The 23,100-nt window shown below is 51.6% G+C and carries 21 protein-coding genes; 19 read left to right on the forward strand and 2 right to left on the reverse strand.

Annotated elements, in window-relative coordinates:
- The first annotated feature begins 80 nt into the window (after positions 1–80).
- From uvrB to FH749_13025, 9 genes are all read left to right on the forward strand, one after another.
- The gene (uvrB, locus tag FH749_12985) at positions 81–2,051 is read left to right on the forward strand and encodes an excinuclease ABC subunit UvrB (protein ID MTI96368.1); all 1,971 of its coding nucleotides are present in this window, start codon (positions 81–83) and stop codon (positions 2,049–2,051) included.
- 13 nt (positions 2,052–2,064) lie between these two features.
- Positions 2,065–4,893, forward strand: a complete 2,829-nt coding sequence (gene uvrA / locus FH749_12990; protein MTI96369.1) for an excinuclease ABC subunit UvrA — start codon at positions 2,065–2,067, stop codon at positions 4,891–4,893.
- A gap of 37 nt (positions 4,894–4,930) precedes the next feature.
- Entirely contained in the window at positions 4,931–6,706 is a 1,776-nt protein-coding gene (uvrC, locus tag FH749_12995) for an excinuclease ABC subunit UvrC (protein MTI96370.1), read from the forward strand.
- Between the two features lie 174 nt (positions 6,707–6,880).
- Positions 6,881–7,264 carry a DUF2089 domain-containing protein gene (locus FH749_13000; GenBank protein ID MTI96371.1) on the forward strand — a complete coding sequence of 128 codons (384 nt, stop codon included), beginning with the start codon at positions 6,881–6,883 and terminating at the stop codon, positions 7,262–7,264.
- Positions 7,265–7,284: 20 nt separating this feature from the next.
- On the forward strand, positions 7,285–8,289 hold the full coding sequence (locus FH749_13005; GenBank protein ID MTI96372.1) for a hypothetical protein: 1,005 nt from the start codon (positions 7,285–7,287) through the stop codon (positions 8,287–8,289).
- Between the two features lie 12 nt (positions 8,290–8,301).
- The gene (locus FH749_13010; protein ID MTI96373.1) at positions 8,302–8,652 is read left to right on the forward strand and encodes a hypothetical protein; all 351 of its coding nucleotides are present in this window, start codon (positions 8,302–8,304) and stop codon (positions 8,650–8,652) included.
- Positions 8,653–8,654: 2 nt separating this feature from the next.
- The gene (locus FH749_13015) at positions 8,655–9,671 is read left to right on the forward strand and encodes a hypothetical protein (protein ID MTI96374.1); all 1,017 of its coding nucleotides are present in this window, start codon (positions 8,655–8,657) and stop codon (positions 9,669–9,671) included.
- A complete protein-coding gene (locus tag FH749_13020; GenBank protein MTI96375.1) occupies positions 9,664–10,017 on the forward strand; it encodes a hypothetical protein in 354 nt (117 codons plus the stop codon). Before FH749_13015 ends, FH749_13020 begins: the two co-directional genes overlap by 8 nt.
- 2 nt (positions 10,018–10,019) lie before the next feature.
- Positions 10,020–10,370 carry a hypothetical protein gene (locus FH749_13025; GenBank protein ID MTI96376.1) on the forward strand — a complete coding sequence of 117 codons (351 nt, stop codon included), beginning with the start codon at positions 10,020–10,022 and terminating at the stop codon, positions 10,368–10,370.
- Between the two features lie 100 nt (positions 10,371–10,470).
- Here the strand turns inward: FH749_13025 and FH749_13030 are convergent, their stop codons facing one another.
- Positions 10,471–11,373 carry a hypothetical protein gene (locus tag FH749_13030; GenBank protein ID MTI96377.1) on the reverse strand — a complete coding sequence of 301 codons (903 nt, stop codon included), beginning with the start codon at positions 11,371–11,373 and terminating at the stop codon, positions 10,471–10,473.
- 106 nt (positions 11,374–11,479) lie between these two features.
- The gene (locus tag FH749_13035) at positions 11,480–12,184 is read right to left on the reverse strand and encodes a hypothetical protein (GenBank protein ID MTI96378.1); all 705 of its coding nucleotides are present in this window, start codon (positions 12,182–12,184) and stop codon (positions 11,480–11,482) included.
- A 242-nt stretch (positions 12,185–12,426) separates the two neighbouring features.
- Between FH749_13035 and FH749_13040 the strand changes: the two genes are divergently transcribed.
- The 10 genes from FH749_13040 (at position 12,427) to FH749_13085 (ending at position 22,940) form a co-directional block, all read left to right on the forward strand.
- Positions 12,427–13,077 (forward strand): hypothetical protein, encoded by a 651-nt coding sequence (locus FH749_13040; GenBank protein MTI96379.1) that lies wholly within the window; start codon positions 12,427–12,429, stop codon positions 13,075–13,077.
- Positions 13,078–13,092: 15 nt separating this feature from the next.
- Positions 13,093–13,731 carry a response regulator transcription factor gene (locus FH749_13045; protein MTI96380.1) on the forward strand — a complete coding sequence of 213 codons (639 nt, stop codon included), beginning with the start codon at positions 13,093–13,095 and terminating at the stop codon, positions 13,729–13,731.
- Positions 13,732–13,818: 87 nt separating this feature from the next.
- A complete protein-coding gene (locus tag FH749_13050; GenBank protein ID MTI96381.1) occupies positions 13,819–14,163 on the forward strand; it encodes a phage holin family protein in 345 nt (114 codons plus the stop codon).
- 53 nt (positions 14,164–14,216) lie between these two features.
- On the forward strand, positions 14,217–15,767 hold the full coding sequence (bshC, locus tag FH749_13055) for a bacillithiol biosynthesis cysteine-adding enzyme BshC (protein MTI96382.1): 1,551 nt from the start codon (positions 14,217–14,219) through the stop codon (positions 15,765–15,767).
- A gap of 10 nt (positions 15,768–15,777) precedes the next feature.
- A complete protein-coding gene (gene bshB1, locus FH749_13060) occupies positions 15,778–16,470 on the forward strand; it encodes a bacillithiol biosynthesis deacetylase BshB1 (GenBank protein ID MTI96383.1) in 693 nt (230 codons plus the stop codon).
- A gap of 15 nt (positions 16,471–16,485) precedes the next feature.
- A complete protein-coding gene (bshA, locus tag FH749_13065; protein ID MTI96384.1) occupies positions 16,486–17,589 on the forward strand; it encodes an N-acetyl-alpha-D-glucosaminyl L-malate synthase BshA in 1,104 nt (367 codons plus the stop codon).
- Entirely contained in the window at positions 17,586–18,086 is a 501-nt protein-coding gene (locus FH749_13070) for an NUDIX domain-containing protein (GenBank protein MTI96385.1), read from the forward strand. The genes bshA and FH749_13070 overlap by 4 nt, the downstream gene beginning before the upstream one ends.
- Positions 18,087–18,111: 25 nt before the next feature.
- Positions 18,112–20,517, forward strand: a complete 2,406-nt coding sequence (locus FH749_13075) for an ATP-dependent protease (GenBank protein ID MTI96386.1) — start codon at positions 18,112–18,114, stop codon at positions 20,515–20,517.
- A gap of 161 nt (positions 20,518–20,678) precedes the next feature.
- Positions 20,679–21,602, forward strand: coding sequence for a hypothetical protein (locus FH749_13080; protein ID MTI96387.1), 924 nt, complete (start codon positions 20,679–20,681; stop codon positions 21,600–21,602).
- A 99-nt stretch (positions 21,603–21,701) separates the two neighbouring features.
- Positions 21,702–22,940, forward strand: a complete 1,239-nt coding sequence (locus tag FH749_13085) for an MFS transporter (protein MTI96388.1) — start codon at positions 21,702–21,704, stop codon at positions 22,938–22,940.
- Positions 22,941–23,100: the final 160 nt, after the last annotated feature.

The raw sequence follows: 23,100 nt of genomic DNA on the forward strand, positions 1-23,100 counted from the left end.
CCAGGGGCGAACAAAAATTCGCCCCTGGTCTTTTAATTAAGATTCATTACTGGTATAATCCTGCTGAAGGAGTGATTATCTTGCCGGAAGATAAATTTAAACTGGTTTCCGAGTTCCAGCCCCGGGGCGACCAGCCAAAAGCAATAGACCAGCTTGTCAGAGGACTCGAGGATAGTTACCGACACCAGACCTTGGTGGGGGTAACTGGCTCCGGCAAGACTTTTACCGTTGCCAATGTGATTCAGGCGGTGCAGCGGCCGACGTTGGTGATTGCCCACAATAAAACTTTGGCGGCTCAGTTGTGCAGTGAATTTAAAGAGTTCTTTCCTGAGAATGCTGTCGAATATTTTGTCAGTTATTATGATTACTATCAACCGGAGGCGTATATTCCCCATACCGATACTTATATCGAAAAAGACGCGGCGATAAACGAGGAGATTGATAAATTGCGTCATTCGGCCACCAGCGCCCTTCTGGAACGTCGGGATGTGATTGTTGTGGCCAGTGTTTCTTGTATTTACGGCCTCGGCTCGCCGGTGGAATACAGAAAGCATGTTCTGTCCTTGCGCACCGGCAGCGAACACCAGCGGGAGCAGGTGCTGCGGCGTTTGGTTGAAATGCAGTATGCCCGCAATGATGTGGACTTCCACCGGGGGACTTTTCGTGTCCGCGGCGACGTTTTGGAGGTTTTCCCGGCGGGAAACAGCGAACGGGCATTGCGGATTGAGTTCTTTAGCGATGAAATTGAACGCATAACAGAAATCGATGTTCTTACTGGCGAGATACTGGGGGCGCGCAGTCATGCCGCAATCTTCCCTGCATCTCACTTTGTTACCTCCCGGGATTTGATGGATAAGGCATTGCAGAGCATCGAGGTGGAGTTGGAGGAGCAATTGCAGCTGCTCCGCTCCCAGGGCAAGCTGCTTGAAGCCCAACGCTTGGAACAGCGGACCCGCTATGATATGGAAATGATGCAGGAGATGGGGTTCTGTCAGGGGATTGAAAATTACTCCCGGCATTTGGCAGGGCGGGAACCGGGCAGCCGGCCTGATACGCTGCTGGATTACTTCCCCGATGATTTTTTGCTGGTTGTGGACGAGTCCCATGTCACCTTGCCCCAGGTCCGGGGTATGTACAATGGCGACCGCTCCCGCAAGGAAACCTTGGTGGCCCATGGGTTTCGGCTTCCTTCAGCTATGGACAACCGGCCCTTACAATTCCCTGAGTTTGAGGCCTTAATTCCCCAGGCGCTATATGTATCGGCGACTCCCGGACCGTATGAGCAGGAACACAGCAGCCAAATGGTGGAGCAGATTATCCGCCCCACCGGCCTGGTTGATCCGGAAGTGGAAATTAAGCCGGTCACTGGTCAGGTGGACGATTTGCTGGAGGAAATTCGCCAGCGGGTAGCCTGGAAGGAGCGGGTACTGGTTACCACCCTGACCAAGCGCATGGCCGAAGATCTGACCGATTATCTCAAAGAAGCGGGAATTCGTGTGCGCTATCTCCACTCAGAAATTGATACCCTGGAGCGGATGGCAATCATCCGTGATTTGCGTCAAGGCGAGTTTGATGTCCTGGTGGGCATCAACTTGTTGCGGGAAGGCCTGGACTTGCCTGAAGTTTCGTTGGTGGCAATTCTCGATGCAGATAAGGAAGGGTTTTTACGTTCCGACCGTTCGTTAATTCAGACCATGGGGCGGGCAGCCCGCAATGTCCGGGGACGGGTGGTTATGTATGCCGACCAGGTTACCGACTCCATGCAGCGGGCGGTGGAGGAGACCTATCGCCGGCGGGAGCTACAGATTGAGTTTAACGAAAAGCATGGGATTGTCCCGCAAACCATAAACAAGGGGATTCGTGCTGTTATCGAGGCGACAAAGGCAGCCGAGTCCACAACAAAATATGAAGCAAAAACTATGGAAGCTGATGAACGCACCCAGTTGATTAAACGCCTGGAGAAAGAGATGGAAGATGCTGCCAAGGAGCTGGAGTTTGAGCAGGCCGCCTATCTCAGGGACATAATAATCAAGTTGCGGAGCGAGAAATGACGGAGGCGAAAACATGGCCAAAAATATTACTGTTAAGGGCGCACGCGTCCACAATCTGAAGAATATAAATTTGGAAATACCCCGGGACAAACTTGTGGTTATGACCGGACTCAGCGGGTCGGGTAAGACTTCCCTGGCCTTTGATACAATCTACGCAGAGGGTCAGCGACGTTATGTGGAGTCCCTTTCGGCCTATGCCCGCCAGTTTCTCGGGCAAATGGACAAACCTGATGTTGACAGCATCGAGGGCCTGTCCCCGGCAATTTCCATCGATCAGAAGACCACCAGTCGCAATCCCCGTTCCACAGTGGGAACAGTGACAGAGATTTACGATTATTTACGCCTGCTCTTTGCACGCATTGGACACCCCCATTGTCCTAATTGTAGGCTTGCCATCAGCCAGCAAACAGTGGAGCAGATGGTGGACAGCATCCTGCAGCTGCCGGAGGGAAGCAAAATTCAAATACTAGCTCCCATGGTGCGGGGGCGCAAGGGGGAGCATGTCAAGACCCTGGAATCTCTGCGCAAGGATGGTTATGTGCGGGTGCGGATTGATGGCGACGTTCATTTGCTGGAGGATGAAATTAAGCTGGAAAAGAACAAAAAGCACAATATTGAAGTGGTAATTGACCGCTTGGTTGTGCGTCCGGAAATTCAGCAACGGCTGGCCGATTCTTTAGAGACCGCTTTGAAGTTGGCGGGCGGGATTGTGTTTGTCAACCTGCTGGAGGAGCAAAAGGATCTCACCTTCAGCCAGAATTTTGCCTGTAGCGCCTGCGGCTTCAGCTTTGAAGAGATTTCGCCGCGGATGTTTTCCTTCAACAGTCCCTTTGGCGCCTGTCCCGAGTGTAGCGGGCTCGGCTACCACAAACAGCCCGACCCTGACCTGGTGATTCCCGATTGGAGCAAGAGCATCAACCAGGGGGCAGTGGCGGTCTGGAGCCATAATAACGATTCCTTCTACATGCAACTGCTGCGCCAGGTTGCTGCGGCCCGGGATATCGACCCGGATATGCCATTCAGCAAGTTGACGCAAGACCAGCGCAAACTGATACTGCATGGCACTGATGGCACTTTCACTGTCACCTACTCCCCTTTCCGTGGGCGCAGCCGCACCTATGATACCCGCTACCGGGGCGTATTGAGCTGGCTGAAAAACCGCTACCGGGACACCAGTTCCAATGATGTCCGTGAATTCATTGAGCAGTTCATGAGCGAGCGTCCTTGCCCTGCCTGTCAGGGACGCCGCCTGAAACCTGAAAGTCTGGCGGTGCTGGCCGGCGGCAAGAATATCGCTCAAGTCACAGCCCAGACCATCAGCGGCGCCCAGGATTATTTCGCCGGACTGGAGTTGAGCAAGCGAGAGCAAATGATAGCGCGCTTAATTCTCAAGGAAATTAATGAACGACTGGGCTTTCTGATTGACGTTGGACTGGATTATCTTACCCTTGACCGCAGCGCCGGCACTTTGTCTGGCGGAGAAGCCCAGCGTATTCGGCTTGCAACCCAGATTGGTTCCGGCCTGGTGGGAGTGTTATATATTCTTGACGAGCCCAGCATCGGCTTGCATCAGCGGGATAACGCCCGCTTGTTGGCAACCCTGAAAAGGCTGCGTGATTTGGGTAACACTTTAATTGTGGTGGAGCATGACGAGGATACGATGCGGGAGGCAGATTGGATTGTGGATATCGGGCCCGGGGCAGGCAACGCCGGCGGCGAAGTTATTGCTCAGGGACCGATGGAGGCAATCATTGCCGAGCCGCGCTCAATAACCGGTCAATATTTGAGCGGCGCCCGTCAAATTCCTGTACCGCCCCAGCGTCGGGGAGGTAGTGGACAGTTGCTCACGGTAGTCGGCGCCCGGGAAAACAACTTACAGAACATCGACGTGTCCTTTCCCTTGGGCAAATTCATCTGCGTTACCGGCGTTTCCGGTTCCGGTAAAAGCACATTGGTTACCGAAGTGCTGTACAAGGCCCTGGCTCAGCAGCTTAGTTCAACCCGGATCAAGCCCGGGGCGTTTGAACGTCTGGAAGGATTGGAAGCGGTGAATAAGGTCATCGAAATTGACCAGTCGCCCATCGGGCGCACTCCCCGGTCCAACCCGGCCACCTACACAGGCGTCTTTGATCATATTCGGGCACTCTATGCCGAAACCACCGAAGCAAAAACCCGGGGCTACAAACCAGGGCGCTTTAGCTTCAATGTCAAGGGCGGCCGCTGCGAGGCGTGTCGGGGAGATGGGATTATTAAGATAGAAATGCATTTTCTGCCTGATGTTTACGTGCCCTGTGAGGTTTGTCATGGCGCCCGTTATAATAGAGAAACACTGCAGATTAAGTTTAAGGGGAAGACCATTGCCGATGTGCTCAATATGCAGGTCGAGGAAGCGCTTGAGTTCTTTGCCAATATTCCCCGCATAAAACGCAAATTACAGACTATATACGATGTTGGACTTGGATATATCCGCCTGGGGCAGCCGGCAACAACGCTATCCGGCGGCGAAGCCCAGCGGGTCAAGCTGGCCACGGAGCTCAGCCGGCGCAGCAACGGCGGTACGGTTTACATCTTGGATGAGCCCACCACCGGCTTGCACATCGATGATGTGTCTCGGCTGCTGCGGGTTCTGGAACGCCTGGTTGATGAGGGCGCAACGGTGGTGGTTATCGAGCATAATCTCGATGTGGTAAAGACCGCTGATCACCTGATCGATTTGGGACCCGAAGGCGGGGACCGGGGCGGCACTGTTGTTGCCACAGGAACACCGGAACAAGTGGCTGCCTGCGCTGATTCCTATACCGGTCAGTTTTTAGCGCCGGTACTCCGGCAGGGAGGCGAGTAAATTGGATTTGCAGGCCAAGGCAAAAAATTTCCCGGCGATGCCTGGGGTGTACACCTTTAAGGATCAAGATGGAAAGGTCCTTTATGTGGGCAAGGCCAAGAACCTGCGAAATCGGGTGCGCTCCTATTTTAGTCCGGGCAATCGGGAGCAAAAGGCCTGGACGTTGCGCAAATACGCCGCCGACATTGACTATGTTGTAACTGTTACCGAAGTGGAAGCGTTGTTGCTGGAGTCCCATTTGATAAAAAAATATCGCCCCCGCTACAATGTCCGCCTCAAGGATGACAAGGATTATCCCTATATCAAGCTTGACTTGGAAGAAGATTACCCCCGGCTGGAAATAGTTCGGAAGATGAAGCGGGATAAGGCACGTTATTTTGGACCCTATCCCAATGCAGGGGTGGTCAATGAAACTGTGCGTTTGGCGAATAAATTATTTCCGCTACGGACCTGCGGCGACTGGCGAAACAAGCCGCGGCCCTGTCTCAATTTCCACATTAAACGCTGCCTGGCCCCGTGTCAGGCCAAGGTGAGTCCTGAAGAATACCGACAGCTGCTGGACCAGGTAATAATGTTTCTCGAGGGCAAGCATCAAGAGTTGCTTGCTTCCCTTAAGGCACGCATGGAAGCAGCAGCGAGGGAGTTAGAATTTGAAATGGCGGCTGAAATTCGAGATCAGATTGAAGCTCTGGAAAAGCTGGCAGCCAGTCAGCGGATTGTCAGCCGTCAGCAGTGGAATCTGGATGTGTTGGCTGTTGGCAGCGATGGTGGGGCCACAGCCGTCAACCTATTGGCTGTGCGGGGCGGCAAGGTACTGGGCAATCAGTTCTTTGTCCTGGAGCATGCAGAGCCTACCCAAACAGATGAGGCTGCAGCCGCATTTATTCGCGATTATTATGGAGAGATAACTGTAATTCCCCGGGAAATACTGGTTTCCGATTTGCCCCAGGGAGAGGATGTTCTAGCGGCCTGGCTGACCGAAAAGGCTGGCCGCCCAGTGAAACTACGGGTTCCCCAGAAGGGAACCAAAAAGCGCTTGTTGGAAATGGCAGCGGAGAACCTGCGGGAACAGCTGCATTCACGGCAGCGGAACGAGGCAGAGAGCCAAAGCCAGGGAGAAAGCATTATTCTGCAGCTAAAACAGGTGCTGGGCTTGGAGCAACCACCTCGACGAGTCGAATGCTACGATATCTCGCATATTCAAGGCAGCGATACTGTTGCTTCTATGGTGGTGTTTGAAGCTGGCGTTCCTGCCCGCAGCCAATATCGGCGCTTTAAGATTCGAGATTTGACCGGCCCTGATGATTTTGCATCAATGGCCCAGGTATTGCGAAGGCGGTTTGAAGCGGCCACCGAAGGCAAGGAGGGTTTTCGCCTGCTGCCGGACTTGGTGGTGGTGGACGGTGGCAAAGGGCAGCTGAGCGCTGCCCATAAAGAGATGAAAAACGCTGGTTATGCCGATATTAATATAGTCAGTCTTGCAAAACGGGAAGAAGAAGTATTTGTGCCCGGGCAAAGTGCCCCACTGGTTATCGATAAAGCAGAGCCGGCTTTGAAATTATTGCAGCAATTGCGCGATGAAGCCCACCGCTTTGCTATAACCTATCATCGTAAACTGCGGACCAAGAATACGCTTAGCTCTGAACTGGATAAAATCCCCGGGGTCGGACCGGCTCGGCGGACCGCCTTGCTTAAGGCTTTTGGCAGTCTGGAAAAACTGCGGGAAAAGGATGTAGCCGAGATTGCCGCTGTGCCAGGCATCCCCTGGCCGGTTGCAGAAGCGATTTACCGCTATTTCCGTAAAAACAAGTAGGCGCCCATGGGCGCCTATTAATATTTTAAAGGGCATTATTAAAATATTTTAAATTAGGGCTTGCAAGATTGGCGGCAGTCGCATATAATAAATGTAAATCCTGTTTCTTAAGAAAATTAATATTGAACTTAATAAAGTTGTGATATGCTATTACTAACAGAAAGGAGTGGTCATATGCGTAATCAAATGTTAGGTAGGTGCCCGGTTTGTAACTCAGGGCTGGACGTCACCCGTCTCCACTGCTCCCACTGTAACACTGGGATTGATGGACGGTTTACGGTATGCAAGTTTTGTCAATTGCCCGCCGATCAAAAAGCCTTTGTTGAAGTCTTTATCAAGTGCCGGGGCAATATCAAGGAAGTTGAAAAGGAATTGGGGATTTCTTATCCGACAGTACGTAGTCGTTTGGAGGCCGTAATCGAAACCCTTGGCTACCGCCCGCAACCGGTACCTAAGGATGACCCGGATCTCAAGGAGAAACGCAAAGAGATCCTGGAGGATTTAAACCAGGGCAAATTGACTTCCGAAGAGGCGATTGCCCTATTGCGTAAGCTGTAATTTTGCCATGGCAAAGGAGTGTGATGAAGGTGTCGGAAGAAAAAAAGATGATTCTGGAAATGCTTCAGTCTGGCAAAATATCCACTGAAGAAGCCCAGGAATTGTTAGCGGCACTCGATAAAGGTGTTGATCCTGCACCCGCCGAACCAAACAGTGATCACCAGGGTGGAAATTTTGTCGAAGATATAATCGGATCCATTCGTTCTGGACTCTCTAATCTGCCGTTAGTGTTTGATATTGATTCCAATCGCATTAAGTTAGAACAGACACTTACCGGCCAATTTGAGGCCGAGCAAGTCGACTTGGACCTCCAGACCCGTAATGGCAGCATTCGGGTCGAGGCCTGGGATGAGCCGGGTTACCAACTCGATTTGACTTTATCTGTGCGGGCCACGACCCGGGAGCAGGCAGAGGCTATCGTCGCCGACAGAGAGTTCGTAGTTCGCTCAGGCAATTCCCTGATGGTAGGAGACCGTAAGAGTCGTCAACTGGATAATAAAGTCTCGGTCTCCATGCGCCTGCGCCTGCCGCGGCAACATAATTATCTGTGCCAGGCCAAAACAACCAACGGCAGCGTTGAAATCAGGGAGCTAGACCTTTCTGGCTGTCAGGTCCAGTCGGCCAACGGTTCATTACGCTTGTATGGCATAAATGCAGATGATGTTGAGGCGAAGACTGTCAACGGCAGTTTGAAGGTTGAAGGCAGCATGGGTAATTTACTTGGAAAAGCGACCAACGGCAGTATTACCATTGATAACATTGCCGAAACCAGTCGCAATGAGCTGAAAACTGTCAACGGAAGGGTTGAGGTGCGCATTCCTTCCCGGGAGAACCTGGGGATAATTGCCACAGCAAAAACCACCGCCGGCAGCATCCGAATGGAGCATCCGGCGATGAAGGTTAAGGAAAAGATAAGTAAACCTGGGAATAACTTCTTGCGGGCTGCCACCGATGATGAGGCTTCGGCGGACATTGAGCTGAAGTTAGGTTCGGTAAACGGCAGTATCCGAATATCGGATTTATAGAGGGGAGCGACGATGATGGAGTTGCTATTGTTGACGATTGCAAACTATTTTCCCTGGATTCTGGCGTTAATTGCCCTGGCTTTGGTTCTGGGGTTTGTGCGTCAGGTTCTCTTGATCCAAAGTGGGTTGATTAAAAAGCCGGCGGTCAGAAGTTGGCGGATTGATTATGACAAACTGCGCAGCAGCTTCTGGCTGGCTGCCCTGGGCGGTGTAATTGCTGCCGCTCTCCATTTTGGTCTTCACGGCTGGTTCGCATTTTGGCTTTTGGTTGCGCTATTAGGGGTCGGTCAGGTTTTGGCCAGCTTACTGGGAGGTAGCCGGTGGTCCTCCACGACAAAGTTTCATCGCCGTTGGGCGGATTAGAAATGCGGCAATTTAACTGTAACCGGGCTAAAATTGATGTGGTCGATGGCAAGCTGACTGTACGCAGGTCTGAGGGCAGCCTCTTGCTGTCTGATGGCGGAAGCAAACCGCTGGACATTCGCCAGAACAAAGATACCATGATAGTATCGGGTAGCCATTGCGATTTGGAAATCTGGCTGCCTGTGGATGGAACGATTGCCATCGATGGGCGACGTCTTGATGTCAATTTCGTTGATGGCGTAGGCAGGGCATCGGTTGACGTCACGGACGGGGCAGTGAAAGCTGAGAGCTGGTCAGGTGAAATAGCAGTTGATAGCAGCGGGGGTAATGTTGAGTTGCGAAATGTAACGGGTCCAATTTCCATCGATACCGGCTCTGGAGCAGTGCATATTTCAGGTTGCAATGGTTCGGCTTATGTCGATACCGGCGCTGGAAGCGTTACTGTCAATGACAGCGCTTTGAGTCCTTTGGAAGTTGACACCGGTTCCGGGCCTGTGATTCTCCGCCATTGTCGAGGCAGCATAAGCGTGGACACTGGCTCTGGGGAAGTGGTGCTCCATGAAGTTTTCAGCAAAAAACTTCAGGTAGACACCAATGACGGTAAAATTGTTGCTTCCTTGCCAGGGGGAAGTCCGGGACGTTGGCGTCTGCAATCCGGCCGTGGTGACGTGCTTTTGACCGTTCCCGAAAATATATCCAGTCAGTTTGAGCTTAAAGGGAAAAACCTGGAGATTGATGAACAGTTGCCGCTGAAGAGTTGTCAAAAATTTGACGGTGGCGCCCGGGGAATACTGGGAGACGGGGTTGGATTGCTATCCGCCGGCTCTGCCAGGGGACGGGTAATCCTGGAATATGCACCGCCCCAAGAGATCATCGAGGTGGAGCCGGAAGCTGAAGCTACATCGCCTGCGGATGAGGAGACTCTGCGGATCCTAAATATGTTAAAACAAGGCACAATCTCTGCTGAGGAAGCCGGGGAGCTGTTGGATGCATTAGACGGGAGTGATGATAGTGCATGAGGAGCGTTTACAAATATTGCAAATGATTGCTCAGGGGAAGCTGAGCCCCGAACAAGGGGAGGAGCTGCTTAAAGCCCTTGGTGGTGAAACAAATGCGTCAGATTCTCAGGAAGCAAGATGGTTGGTTATTCGGGTGTTTGAGGCTGGAGCCCACAGGCCCAAGCATAATGTCCGCTTTCCGTTGCGTTTCGCGGGGAAGATGCTGCGTTTCGCCAACCGCTTTGTGGACGATGTTGAGCTGGACCTGGAAGAATTATATCTGGCAATCAGTACAGGCGCCCCAGGCAAGATTATGGAAGTTGAACAAGAAAACGGGGACTTTGTGGAGATTTTTCTGGAGGTGTAGCCATGGATGAGCGCTTGCGGGTGCTACAATTGGTTCGGGAGCAAAAAGTTAGTCCGGAGGCAGGATTGGTATTGTTGCAAGAACTGGAGGGGACTGGTATATCTGAAAATGCAGGCACTGCCCGGCAAGTGCGGGTGACCATCCATCGGAAGGATGGAGAAGACAAGCAGACGTCCTTTAAGGTTCCATTGTCTGTCCTCAGATTCCTTGACGGTCTGTTTCCGGAGCAAATTAGGATTGATGGCAATTCGTTCAAGCGACAGGATCTTTTGGATTTTATCGACCGAGGTGTATCCGGAGATGTGCTACGCAAACAGCATGCTAAGGGCGAAGTGGTGTTAGAACTTGTATAATTCCAGGGATGGGTTTTTTACAGACGAAAATAAGCAGGGCTGCTTCGTATGATTGAAGCAGCCCTGATTTATTGGCCCGCCGGGCCTATTAGTCACCGCCTCAACCAAAGGGTTCTCGTTTGGGACGCTGGCGATGTTGTTCTTCTATCTTTTTAAAGAACTCGGGATACTGGGATTGGGACATCGAAGCAGGCTGTCTGTTCCCCCCTGGGGCAGGCGGTTTCCTGGTAATCTGACCCCGCCGGTAATTTGTTTCCACCAGTGGTTTATCCTGCGTCTCAGGCTTTTCTGCTGGAGCGGGTGTTAATTCGGGTGCGGGAGCGGCTTCTATTTTAGGTGACGGCTCTGGTGTCACGGGTTGGGGGGCAGGAGCTGGTTCACTTGTTTCAGATTCGGCTTGTGAGTCGAGAATTTCTCCGTCGAGACTTTCGCCATCGCCAAAATGTTCCATGATTGAAGCAAATAACCATGTTGCCAATTGGTCAAATGCCGTCGGCCACTGAACCACTATCCCTGGTGTTTTTAGACTGGCAAAAAGGCCAAACTTCAAGTTATACTGTGGTTTTCGAAATGCGAGGGGATCCGGGAGATATGCCAGTTTCAAGCCTTGTTTCAGGTTATTGCCAATTCTCCGGGCAAGAGGCATGCTCCGGAATCGAAATCCCAGGTAATTAACATTTACATAGCGGCCACCTAGTTCAATTACCACTGCAAGATCACAGGGCGGGAACGGCCCGCCGTTATGGTAGATCATGATGGCGCCGGCGGCGCTGCAGAGTTCGGCGAATTTTTCTACACCTGCCGGTAAGCGTTCATTATATAGGTCGGGACTGATAATCGTCAGGCAAATCCGCTTGTTGTGGAGCGGACTATCATAAAATATGACATCATTCCAAAGGCCAGTCCAAGTCTCAATGGTCTGTACAGGCAGATAGACTTCACCCTGGTGGTATAAAGCTTTCTGTGTCAGTTTGCGGTTTCCTTTGACAATCTTCAGTTCCATGCTAATCCCCCCCGTAGTCCTTGGTATATTCTATGCAGTCGCCCGGAGTTGTGCACAAAAAAGCTGCCCCGGGTTCAGCTAACGCTGAATCGGGGCGGCAAATTGATTATGGTGCCTGAATAAACATCTGGGTAACCACTATCCCAGAAGGACTTCCGTCGACGATGCCGATGCCAACGTGGGTGTAGTGGGGGTTGAGCAAGTTGGCGCGGTGGCTGGTACTGTTCATCAAACGATAGTGGGAAACCTGATAGCTGCTGGAGCGGGAAAGGTTTTCACCGCCACGCTGAAAAGCGATGCCTTCACCCCGCATCATATCAAAGGCAGAACCGAGAGTGGGGGAGGTGTGGGCGAAATAATTGTTGTCCACGATATCCTGACTCTTGATTCGCGCCAAGCGGACAAGGCGCATGTCGGCTTGCAGCGGATTGAGACCGCGTTGGGTCCGCTCTTCATTGACCATATTTAACATTGCTTGTTCCCGGGCTGTCATTTGTGAAGGCTGGGAAGGTTGCGACGGCTGGGATGGTTGTGACGGTTGAGTGTTATTTAGCAAGTTATTTCTGGCCGCGGCCCGGGAGCCCCAGAAATCATTGGCGGCCGGCTGTTGCGGTTGTGACGGCTGTGACGGCTGGGACGGTTGCGACGGTTGAGTTGGCTGAGACGGTGCTGGTGTGGTCGGGTTTTGCGATTGCTGCTGAAGGTACGTACGTAGAAACTGGGTGTACGATGCTTCGGCGGGAGTGGCCAGGACAACGACCAGGCCGAAGGCAAGAACTAAACTGCAGACTAACTGTAACTTTTTCGACATTAATTTCCCTCCAATTATGTTTTATGAAATAAGCCTAAAGCACATTATGTCAACTGGCAATTGGCTTGTCCATTGTTTATTGGTGGGTCTGGGAACATGGTGGCAGCCACAGGCGATTATAATTACGTAAACTCAAAAATCCTTTACTTCGGTAAATTTTGCTTATTGAGGCAAGTTTCCGCAATCGCCTATCACCACGAATGCCTAAGTTTCATAACTTATTGTGAAAGGAGGGAATAACCTTGGAACAAAAGACAGTTTGGCCGGGAGTTCTTAAGGGGCATAAAATTCCTGCGCCCACCGAGGTTGCCTGTATTTATGTAAAGAAAATCTATGATGCGTGCTCACAAAGAGAATGTGTAGAATTCTTCTTCGATGATCTTGAGTTGCCTCAAGTGCCGCTGGAGGAACTGGAAGTTGAGTGCACAATTGTCCCGGGTTCAGAATCATTTTCTGACTGGTCAATTGAACCGATAGATGGAGGCCCGTTGGGGCTGGTAAGGGTCACAGTTTGCGCGACTGTCGAAATAATCATTCGGGACAGCAATAATCCCAATGTATATACGACCAATTACGAAGAAGTATGTTTCTTTAAGGAAGTTGTGCTCTATGCCCCGGATCCTGTAAATATGCAGGTTTTGGTTGAGTCGATATTCGAGGCCTTAGCCTGCAGCAGTCAAGTAAATGACGAATCACTGTTTACAGTAACAGCGACAATCGGAGCTTTTATTATCGTTAAGACTGGTTTGGAAGTGCAATTGTTGGTGCCCGCATACGGTTTCTGTCCGGTGCCGCCGGAATGTGAAGAACTGGGAGATTTATGTGAACAATTCCTGCAGCGTCCTTTTCCGCCATTCTTCCCGCCGCAACTAAATGATCTAAATAATGGCTAAATCCTGCGGCGTCAAGTGACGCCGCAAATTGACATTGGGGTGAAGATGTTGGGTAAATTGATACTAACTCTGGAAAGAGATTTCCTTCAGGTCCACCCCCAACTAGTGACCACCCTGGAACGTAAATACAATGTTGTTCTCAATCTGGAGGTCAGGTTAACTGAGCAGAGGTTGCGTAATCTATGGCAGACCAGGCATCTCGAAGGTTTGGTGATTGGCGGCAATTTGGTGACCCCCGGGCAACTGGCTTCACTGCCGGGCCGCGATTTTGCTCTGATTCTGATTAACGCGCCGTATACGCTTCCCGACAGTATGAGCAAAGACCCTTTGAGCGTGCTGATTAATTGCCGGCAGGAGAACTTGGACTTACGTTTATGGGGAAACGGCGAACGTTATGTAGAGCTTCTGTGCTCAATTTTAGCTGGGCTTTACTCATGCTTGGATGTACAGTTGGACAGTTGCAGCTTCACTGAAAAAGAGCGAGAGGTGCTGACCATGTTGCTGCAGGGCCTAAAAGATGATCACATTGCCAGGACCTTGTATATCAGTCCCAAGACTGTCCGTAACCACATTAGCAATATGTTGCGAAAAGTTGGGGTGGAAAGCCGAACCCAGTTGGTTTTATGGGCAATGCAACGGGGTTTGAAAAATTGAAATTTAGCCGGGCCGATGCCCGGCTCTTTGATTAGGCAGGGATTGGCTTCTGCCTTGTCGAAAATAAAGGAGCAAGGAGGGGTAAAGATGCGTTTTCTTATTCGTTGGTTATTGAACGGACTTGCTCTTTTAGTTGTGGCTTGGTTGCTGACTGGTGTGCATGTGAACGGCTGGCAGGCGGCGGTGACTGCAGGGCTCGGACTGGGTTTGGTCAATGCCTTGATACGACCTATTATTAAGCTGTTGGCCCTGCCGATTACTATTCTGACCCTGGGGCTATTTGGTCTGGTGATTAATGCCGGTTTGTTTTGGTTAGTCAGTGAGCTGGTGCAGGGATTCGCTGTGGACGGTTTTATCTGGGCACTTGCCGGCGCGGTACTGGTGGCCATCTTTGCGGCTGTCTTCGCAGGTTTTTTGGGAGTAAAAAAATAAACTAATGGTAATGGGCATGATAGGTAATGCAGATTGCAGGGAGATGATTAGACTTGGATATATTGACAGCTTATAGGGAAGGTCTGCTTACAGATTTGTTGCCCTATTTTCATGATGATTCCCGGTCCTGGCCTCGACGGCAGCGGTATCTGCAGCAAAAAGAAGGACCGGAACCGTCTTTTTGGGAGTGGCTGCGTAAATTAAATGAAAACTATGGTTGTGACCCGGCGGCTCTGTGCTCAGTTGATCGACTTGCTAATGGCGGCCTGGCGGTGGTTAGCGGTCAACAGGCCGGATTGCTGACGGGACCGCTGTATACAATCTACAAAGTAGCGACTTCAATCAGGTTCGCAGATAAAATGTCCCAGGAACTTGGACAACCGGTGGTGCCGGTGTTTTGGCTGGCCAGTGAAGATCATGATTTCGCAGAAATCAAGGCGGCGGTGTTTCCGGGTTCAGAAGAGCCACAAACGCTGGTGTTTCCCGGGGAGTACAGGCTGACCCCGGCGGCAGAGATTCCACTCTGTCAGGAGGATGTGGATTATGTACTGGAGCAGCTGCAAGTAATTTTGCCTGAAACTGAGTTCACACCGGCGGTGCTGGAAATGGTGCGGGATACAGGGAGCCGGTTTGAAAGTTATTCTGACTGGTGTGGCGCCCTGCTCAGCCAACTTTTTTCCCGGCAGGGTCTGGTCCTTCTCGATGCTTCGGGAGCGCCTGTACGACAAGCTGCCCAGCCGATATTTAAGGCTGCGGTTGCTGCCGGTGACAAAATATACGCTGATTTAGCTGCTCAGGCCGCAAAACTAAAGAATTTGAGAATAAAACCCGGTTTGGACCTGCCGCCTGACCATGCCCACTTGTTCTATTTGGACAGGGGGAAGCGCATCGCGCTGCTGCGGGCTGGGGATTTGTTTGTCGGGCGCCGCAATGAAGTGCGATTTACCCAGGAGCAGCTGCTGGCGGCAATTGAGACGGAACCAGCCAGCTTCAGCCCCAATGTTGTGCTGCGGCCGATGGTTCAAGAAATGGTGTTACCAGTGTTGGCAATGGTTGGCGGACCGGGAGAATTTGCCTACATGTCCCAAATGGCGCCGGTCTTTTCCCGCTTTAACCTGGAATTGCCGCCGTTGGTGCCCAGGCTTAGCGGCACCCTGGTAGAGCCGCCAGCGGCAAGGCTGTTGGCAAAGTATGGGCTGGGGGTTCCAGACGTTGAAGCCGGTTTGGAAGGCTGGTTGGAAGCGAAGTTAGCTGCCAGCGATCCAATTGGCATTGATGCGTCATTTGACAGACTGCGAGGGCAGATTAGCGCAGGCTATGAGCAATTGGCGGTGGAACTGGTGGACAGTCAGCTTGGCGATTTAAAGGCGAAGAACTTGCGCAAAGTCTTGGAGCAGGTGCAGTATTTACATAACCGAACTGCCGAGACCCATCGCCGTCAGCATAAATTGCTGCGGCAACATGTCCAGCGCCTGGAGACCAGCTTACCCCCGAACCAAGAGCGGCAGTATAATTTGATTTGGTATCTGAACAGATACGGCCCCGGTTTTGTGGATACGCTGGCGGCCCAAGATTATGATAAAAGAATGATACTTTGGCTGTAGGAGGATTTGCATGAAGATATTGGTTATTGGCGCCCATCCCGATGATATTGAGTTATCTGTGGGGGGAATCGTTGCCAAACATGTTGCCATGGGCTATGAAGTGGAACTCTGTGACTTAACTGCTGGTGAAATGGGCAGCAACGGCACACCGGAGCAGCGACTGGCCGAAGGGCAAGAGGCCGCTAAAATCCTTGGGGCTGGTCGCCGGCATAATTTGGGGTTGCCCGATGGATTATTGATCCCAGACCGCCATGCAATCCTGAAAATGGCGGAGTTGGTGCGGGCGGTGGCGCCGGACTTGGTGTTGGCGCCCTGGTGGCAGGACCGCCATCCCGACCATGAGGCTGCAAGTCTAATTGCTACTCGGGGCTGTCATCTTGCCGGGTTGCACAAGTTCCCCGTGTCAGGGGAACGGCATCGACCTGAGCGTATGCTCTATTATTTCCTCGGTCGTATCGGGGAGCCATCGTTCATTGTCAATGTCGATGACTTCTGGGATACAAAGATGGCTGCAATAAAAGCCCATGCAAGCCAATTTGCTTCCCGGGAGGATGGGGCCAACCCTACATTTCTCAACCGCGGCCAATTTTTTGAGAATTATGAACTGCGGTTCCGGACCTGGGGCAGGGGGATTGGCGCCCGCTATGGTGAGGCGCTTGTCAGCAGGGAGCCGATTGCTGTTCAAGATATAACATATGTGTAGCGGGGGTAAAGCTTTATGAAAATCGGGATTCTTTGTTATCCCACGTACGGCGGCAGCGGCGTCGTGGCCACTGAGCTTGGGAAAGAACTGGCCCGGCGCGGTCATATAGTCCATTTTATTAATTCACAGTTGCCGGTTCGGCTGGACGGTGACGGCTTTAGTGACAAGATTTTTTTCCATGAAGTATCGGTCCCCAATTACCCGTTATTCAGTCATCCCCCATATACACTGGCCTTGGCGGGGCGGGTAGTGCAAGTGATAAAAGAACAGGGGCTGGATCTGATCCACGCTCATTACGCAGTGCCCCATTCGCTGGTTGCGGTTCTCGCCCGAGAAATCAGCGGTCAAGCGCGGGTAGTTACAACTCTGCACGGTACAGATATTACCCTGGTGGGGACTGAGCCATCTTTTCTGGATGTCACCCGCTACGCGATTGAGGCAAGTGATTGCGTCACTGCCGTATCGGCGTCCTTGGCCCGGGACACCCGGGAGTTACTTGCTGTGAATAAAGAGGTGCATACAGTTTATAATTTTGTCAATCCTGATATTTACCGGCCGGTTCCGCCCGCCATTAGAGAAGTTTATGTAGGCGAAGGTGAGCATTTGTTGATTCACATCTCCAATTTTCGGCCTGTTAAACGGGTGCCGGATGTAATTGAGGTCTTCGCCCGGGTGCGTGAATCTGTACCGGCAGTCCTATTGTTGGTGGGCGACGGCCCTCAGCACTGCCATGCCCTGGCCAAGGCCAGGGAGCTGGGGGTCAGTGAGCATGTGTGCTTTCTCGGTCAGCAGCGGGAGGTGGTGCCGCTGTTGTCGGCATCAGATGTAATGTTATTGCCCTCGGAGCAGGAGAGCTTTGGCCTGGCCGCCTTGGAGGCAATGGCTTGCGGAGTCCCGGTGGTAGCCAGCACCGCAGGCGGTTTACCGGAAGTTGTTGCCGACGGAATCGGCGGGCGGCTTTTGCCGGTGGGAGACACCCGAGGAATGGCAGCAGCTACGCTGGAGATTCTCGGCAATCCGCGTCGGTGGCGGGAGGGGGCACTGGAGCGGGCGCAAAACTTCTCCAGTACCCGCTGGGTGGCGGAATACGAGGCCCTCTATCGGCAGGTGCTGGCGTGAAGAAGGAAGTTATCGACTCTTGCTTGTGTTTTGTGCTCAGTTCTGATGACTATTGCTTGATGTTGAAACGTACGCGTCCGCCCCATCAGGGTTTATGGAATGCTCCCGGCGGAAAACTGCGCCCCGGGGAAGATTCGGAAACAGCTTGCAGGCGGGAGCTCTTGGAAGAAACCGGATTAACACCCCTGGTGCGACCAGCCGGGATGCTGGACTGCCTGGACCGGCTGCGCCCGGGCTGGGTATATCGGCTCCATCTGTTTACTGCAAGTCATCAGCGTGTGACGATTGACCCAAGTGAGGAAGGGGAGTTCGCCTGGCTGCCCCTTGCCCGGGTCCTAGCGGGCAAAGGATTTGTGCATAACATACCCCTGTTCCTACCGGCGATTCTCACAGGTCAGAGTATCCAAGCCCGATTTAACTATGCTGGCAGCTATTTAGAAACGTATTCGGTGAATTTTGCTGCCGGTGGGCAAGGTTTCCCTATATCGACAATATAGATATATAAATGCTACAGCGAGGTGATTGTGTTTGAGTCGAAAACAGTTTCGGGTTGACCCGGAAAAATTACGCAGACAATGTGATCCGGCCAGTTTCGCCTTTGATACCACAGCTGATCTCACCGGGGTTAAGGACATTGTCGGGCAGGCCAGGGTGGTGAGGGCCATGGAGTTTGGCCTCAATATTCAGCGGACAGGATATAATATTTTCATGGTCGGCCTCAGTGGTACCGGTCGGACTACTTACGCCCGCAAGGCTGTCCAGCAGCGCTCACAAAAACGTCCGGTGCCGGCGGACTGGTGTTATGTATATAACTTTGCCAACCCCAGCCAGCCCCAGGCCTTGTCCCTGCCCGGTGGCAAGGGGCGGGAATTCAAGCACGATATAGAAGAGTTAGAGGCAGCTCTCCGGGAGGAGATACCGAAAGCTTTTGACGGTGACGAATATGAACAGCAAAAGAATGTCATTGTCCAACATTTTCAGAAGCAGCGTGCGACCCTACTGGAGAACCTGACCGAAAAGGCACGGAGCAAGGGTTTTTCCTTAAAGACCACCAATTCCGGATTCGTGACAGTGCCGATTGTCGATGAACGGGAGGTTGCCCAGGAAGATTATGCCAAGCTGGACCCGGACCAGCAGCGGGAGATTGAGGAACGCTCCCAGCAATTGCGCATGGAAGCTTCGGAAATCATGCGCCGGATAAACCAGGAAGAGCGGCAGGCCCGGGAAAAAATCCGTGAGTTGGATTATAACTTTGGCTTGTCAGCTGTGGGACATTTTATTGAGGATTTACAGAAAAAATACGCCGATTTCCCCAGGATTGTCAGCTACCTTACGGACTTTAAGGAAAATGTGCTGGATAACCTGGATGAATTCAAGGGCTCCGAAAGTGAAGAGCAGACACCGCTGGCGCTTTTGAAACTGCAGAAACCCAACGACCGCCGTTACCAGGTAAATTTGGTTGTTGACAACAGCGAAACCCAGGGTGCGCCGGTGGTGGAAGAAACCAACCCCACTTGGTACAATCTCCTGGGCCGTGTGGAGTATCAGAACGAGATGGGCAGTTTCGTCACCGATTTCACCAAAATTAAAGCCGGGGCCTTTCACAGGGCCAACGGCGGCTATCTTATAATCCAGGCCATGGATTTGCTCACCAATCCGCTGTCCTGGCAGGCCCTGAAGCGGGTATTAAAAAATCAGGAGATTAGTGTCGAAAGCATTGCCGATCAGTATTCTTCACTGGCTTTGTCTACACTGAGGCCGGAGCCAATTCCCCTGACGGTCAAGGTAATTCTGATTGGAAATCCCCACCTCTACCATTTGTTATACAATCATGATGAGGACTTTCGCAAGCTGTTTAAAGTCAAAGTTGACTTCAATGACGATATGAATCGGACGGCAGACAACGAAGAGCAGTTAGCCCAGTTTGTGGCCAGTCAATGTGAGCGGGAATATTTGCTTCATTTCCGCCGGGAGGCAGTGGCCCGGGTTGTTGAATACAGTTCCCGGCTGGCCGCCCACCAGGACCGGCTCAGCACCCATTTCAATGAGCTGGGAGAATTACTCTATGAGGCTGATGCCTGGGCGAGCAAAGAAGAAGCTGAGGATGTAAAACCCGAACATGTTGATCGGGCGGTGGCGGAAAAACGGTACCGCTCAAATCGCTATCAGGAATTCCGTCAACGACTTGTGGCAGAGGGGAAATTATTTATTAGCACCAAGGGGGAGGCCGTGGGACAGATTAATGGGCTTTCGGTGCTAGCCACCGGTGATTTTCAGTTTGGAGTCCCTTCCCGAATTACAGCCAACACGTTCGCCGGCCGGGGCGGGATTACCAATATCGAGCGGGAAATTCAACTCAGTGGCCATATTCATAGCAAAGGCGTTCTCACCTTGGCTGGATATCTGGGGCAGCGTTTTGCCCAAAACCGGCCATTGTCCCTATCGGCCAGCATAACATTTGAGCAGCTGTACAGTGGTGTGGAGGGGGACAGCGCTTCCAGCGCCGAACTGTTTGCCCTGATTTCCAGTTTGTCGGGAGTACCAATAAGTCAGGCGTTGGCGGTTACCGGGTCCGTTAATCAAAAGGGCGAGATTCAACCAGTGGGCGGTATTAATGAGAAAATCGAAGGCTTTTATGCCACCTGTAAATTGTTAGGGTTGTCTGGTACCCAGGGTGTGATAATTCCCCGGGCAAATATCAGCGATTTGATGCTGGACAATGAGGTTTTGGACGCCGTTAAGGCAGGCAATTTCCACGTTTATGCCATTGGTACTGTTGAAGAAGGTCTGGAGATTCTCACCGGTCTTGACGCCGGGGCCGCCGACAATCGGGGCGAGTATCCTCAGAATAGTATTTTTGGTCGCGTGGCCGAAACATTACAACGTTTTGCTGCAAACCAAACAAAAAAACAGGAAAAAGATGAATAATTGCCGCGTTGGCGGCAACACTAGGGATGGTTAATGACATCTTCTCATTAGCCCCCTGTGCTTACTCCGGACAGTAAAGGCCGCTGCCCGGAGTTTCATTTTTCCAAAGGATTTTTTCGTCAGATTGTTGAATATAGAAGAATTGCCAACAAATTTAGTTCATAAGTTGTACAAAAAGGCCAGGGGGAATAGCTGTGAGAAGAAGATGGATTGTGTTCTTTGTGTGGGTTTTGCTAGTTTTACCCGTTGTCAATGTTGGGGCGAGCGGTGAGTTTGAGCCGATATTTTCTGTAGAAGATCCCCGGGGAGATTCCTTTGGACCGGGGGATTACTCATATCCACAGCATCAATCTTTTCCCCAGGAACTCCCCCAGATGTTAGACTTGACGGCGTTCAACGTTTTTAATCTTGGCGATGAAGCGGTGCGCTTTGAATTTCATTTTGCCCAGCGCCCCGATTTGCACCAGCCCTGGGGCGGCGCCGGTTTTAATTTTCATCGACTTGATTTATATATTGTCAAGGACGGCGAGGGACGGACGACAACCTTTAGGCCAGGCGCCCAGGTAGAATTCTCACAACCCTGGCAACTAAATCTAAGACTTCGTGACTGGCGTGGTGCTTTTTTGATCGATGCCCAGCATGATCCCGATGATTCCCAGGCCGGAATTTGGCAGGACCAGGTTCAGGGGTTTGATGTTTTTGTAGAGGGCAACGCAATCGTTGTCGAAATCAGCCAAACTTTGATTGGCGCTGCCGCACCCCAGTGGAAATATTATGTTTTGGTCGGTCTACAGGATCCCTATGGGCCGGACCAATACAGAGAAATCAATCAGCTGCCGGGGCCATGGACAGGTGGCGGCGGCTGTGACAGCGAATTTAATCCCAATTTATATGATATTCTGGTCAAGAGCGAAGGCGCTCAAAAAGACCAACTGGCTTGGGACGTCGGCCATTACGCAGTTCTCGACCCGGTGGGGCCGGAGTCAACTTCCGCCCGGGTCTGGGGAATAATAAAGATAATCGGTGTTGTACTCATGGCCGCAGGGCTTGCCTCGTTGGTCTGGATTTTGCTACGAAAAAATTAGCAGACGCTTTCGGCGTCTGTTTTTTCATTGCCATAAACCAGGACCTGGGCTATAATATATTACGTATCACTTATATTTTGGGAGTGGAGTTGTTTCTAAGTGCCGGACTTGCGAAATCTAAAAGAGCATTATGGCTTACATAGCCGCTCTGTTGTTCTGTTCCTATTGGCGTCCTTTTTGACCCATTCAACCCTTGGCGCCTTGAATGTCGTGTTGAATTTATACTTAATTTCCCTGGGCTATACCGAAGAATTTGTCGGCTTGATTTTGTCAATAAAACTGTTCACCTCCGGTCTGGCCTGTATTCCCGCAGGCGTTGTATGTTCTCGCTGGGGAGTGCGGAAAGGTTTGCAAATCTCCAGTCTCTCCCTGGGAAGCGGAGTGTTATTGCTTACGATAACGGACATGCCGGTAGTTCTGGCCCTGGGGGCGGTTTTGATTGGCATCGCCCAGGCGGCAAAGGCGACCAGTGCGCCACCCTTTCTCGTCGAAAACAGCACGCCGCGGATTCGTCAAAACTTGTTCAGTTTAAATTTTGCATTGATGATGTTTGCAAATATGGCCGGTAATGCCCTAGCCGGGTTGTTACCCGGTTTTTGGGTAGATGCGTTGAGCGGTTACACCGGCACTCTGCATGTCTATGGAGCTGTCTCTCTGCTTTCGTTGCTGCCGCTGCTGGGGGTTGCTGCGGCGAGGCCGGTTGCGGTAACTAAGCGGGCTTCTCTATGGCATGGGATTACCATGTTACGTACCCAGAAAGTGCTCATGCGCTTATTGCTCTGTCATGCATTAATTGGTTTTGGCGCCGGTCTGATTGTGCCATTATTTAATATCTTTTTAAGTAATAAGCTGGGGGCCGGGTCAGGTCAAATTGGTATAATTATGTCTTTGGCCCAGGTAGGTACGGCAATCGGAGCGCTTGTCGTCCCGTTTATTGTCATTCGGTTGGGTCGCATTGCCACCGTTTCTGTTCTGAGGGCGGCTTCGATTCCGTTCTTGATTTTAATTGCCACTTTTACTAATGTCTATGGGGTGGCGACGGTGTTCTTTTTGCGTAGTTCGTTGATGAATATGACCAATCCAGTTGAATCAAATTTTGCTATGGAAATGGTGGGCAGCGAGCAGAGGCCCGTGTGGAGCAGTATGCTTAAGACTATGGATACGTTGACCAGAGGGATTAGTGTTTTGATTGGCGGTTGGTTGATGGCAAGGTTCTCATACAATCTTCCCTACTACTTTACCTGCGGACTCTACTTAGTGACCAGCATATTCTACTGGATTTGGTTTCGGGATGCGGAGAGGCAGCAAACGGGAAGGTCTTTTGGGGAAGCCGGTTAACAAAAAGAGACATCATTCATTTGATGTCTCTTTTATGTGCGACGGGCAGTCGCGCCGCTGTAGACACACTACAGCAAGCTGGTTATGAACGACAGCGGTCAAGTTACCATATGTAACAACTGGTCGAGAGTCGGGAAAATCAGTAGAATCTCGAAGGTGC

The organism is Bacillota bacterium (assembly GCA_009711825.1).
Classification (GTDB): domain Bacteria; phylum Bacillota; class Proteinivoracia; order UBA4975; family VEMY01; genus VEMY01.

Bases quoted from the DNA above. Each gene is read 5' to 3' on its own strand.
- uvrA (MTI96369.1), top strand. From the start codon at position 2,065: ATGGCCAAAAATATTACTGTTAAGGGCGCACGCGTCCACAATCTGAAG.
- FH749_13035 (MTI96378.1), bottom strand. From the start codon at position 12,184: ATGTCGAAAAAGTTACAGTTAGTCTGCAGTTTAGTTCTTGCCTTCGGC.
- FH749_13050 (MTI96381.1), top strand. From the start codon at position 13,819: ATGCGTTTTCTTATTCGTTGGTTATTGAACGGACTTGCTCTTTTAGTT.
- bshA (MTI96384.1), top strand. From the start codon at position 16,486: ATGAAAATCGGGATTCTTTGTTATCCCACGTACGGCGGCAGCGGCGTC.
- FH749_13010 (MTI96373.1), top strand. From the start codon at position 8,302: ATGATGGAGTTGCTATTGTTGACGATTGCAAACTATTTTCCCTGGATT.
- FH749_13015 (MTI96374.1), top strand. From the start codon at position 8,655: ATGCGGCAATTTAACTGTAACCGGGCTAAAATTGATGTGGTCGATGGC.
- FH749_13000 (MTI96371.1), top strand. From the start codon at position 6,881: ATGCGTAATCAAATGTTAGGTAGGTGCCCGGTTTGTAACTCAGGGCTG.
- bshB1 (MTI96383.1), top strand. From the start codon at position 15,778: ATGAAGATATTGGTTATTGGCGCCCATCCCGATGATATTGAGTTATCT.
- FH749_13025 (MTI96376.1), top strand. From the start codon at position 10,020: ATGGATGAGCGCTTGCGGGTGCTACAATTGGTTCGGGAGCAAAAAGTT.
- uvrC (MTI96370.1), top strand. From the start codon at position 4,931: ATGCCTGGGGTGTACACCTTTAAGGATCAAGATGGAAAGGTCCTTTAT.
- FH749_13030 (MTI96377.1), bottom strand. From the start codon at position 11,373: ATGGAACTGAAGATTGTCAAAGGAAACCGCAAACTGACACAGAAAGCT.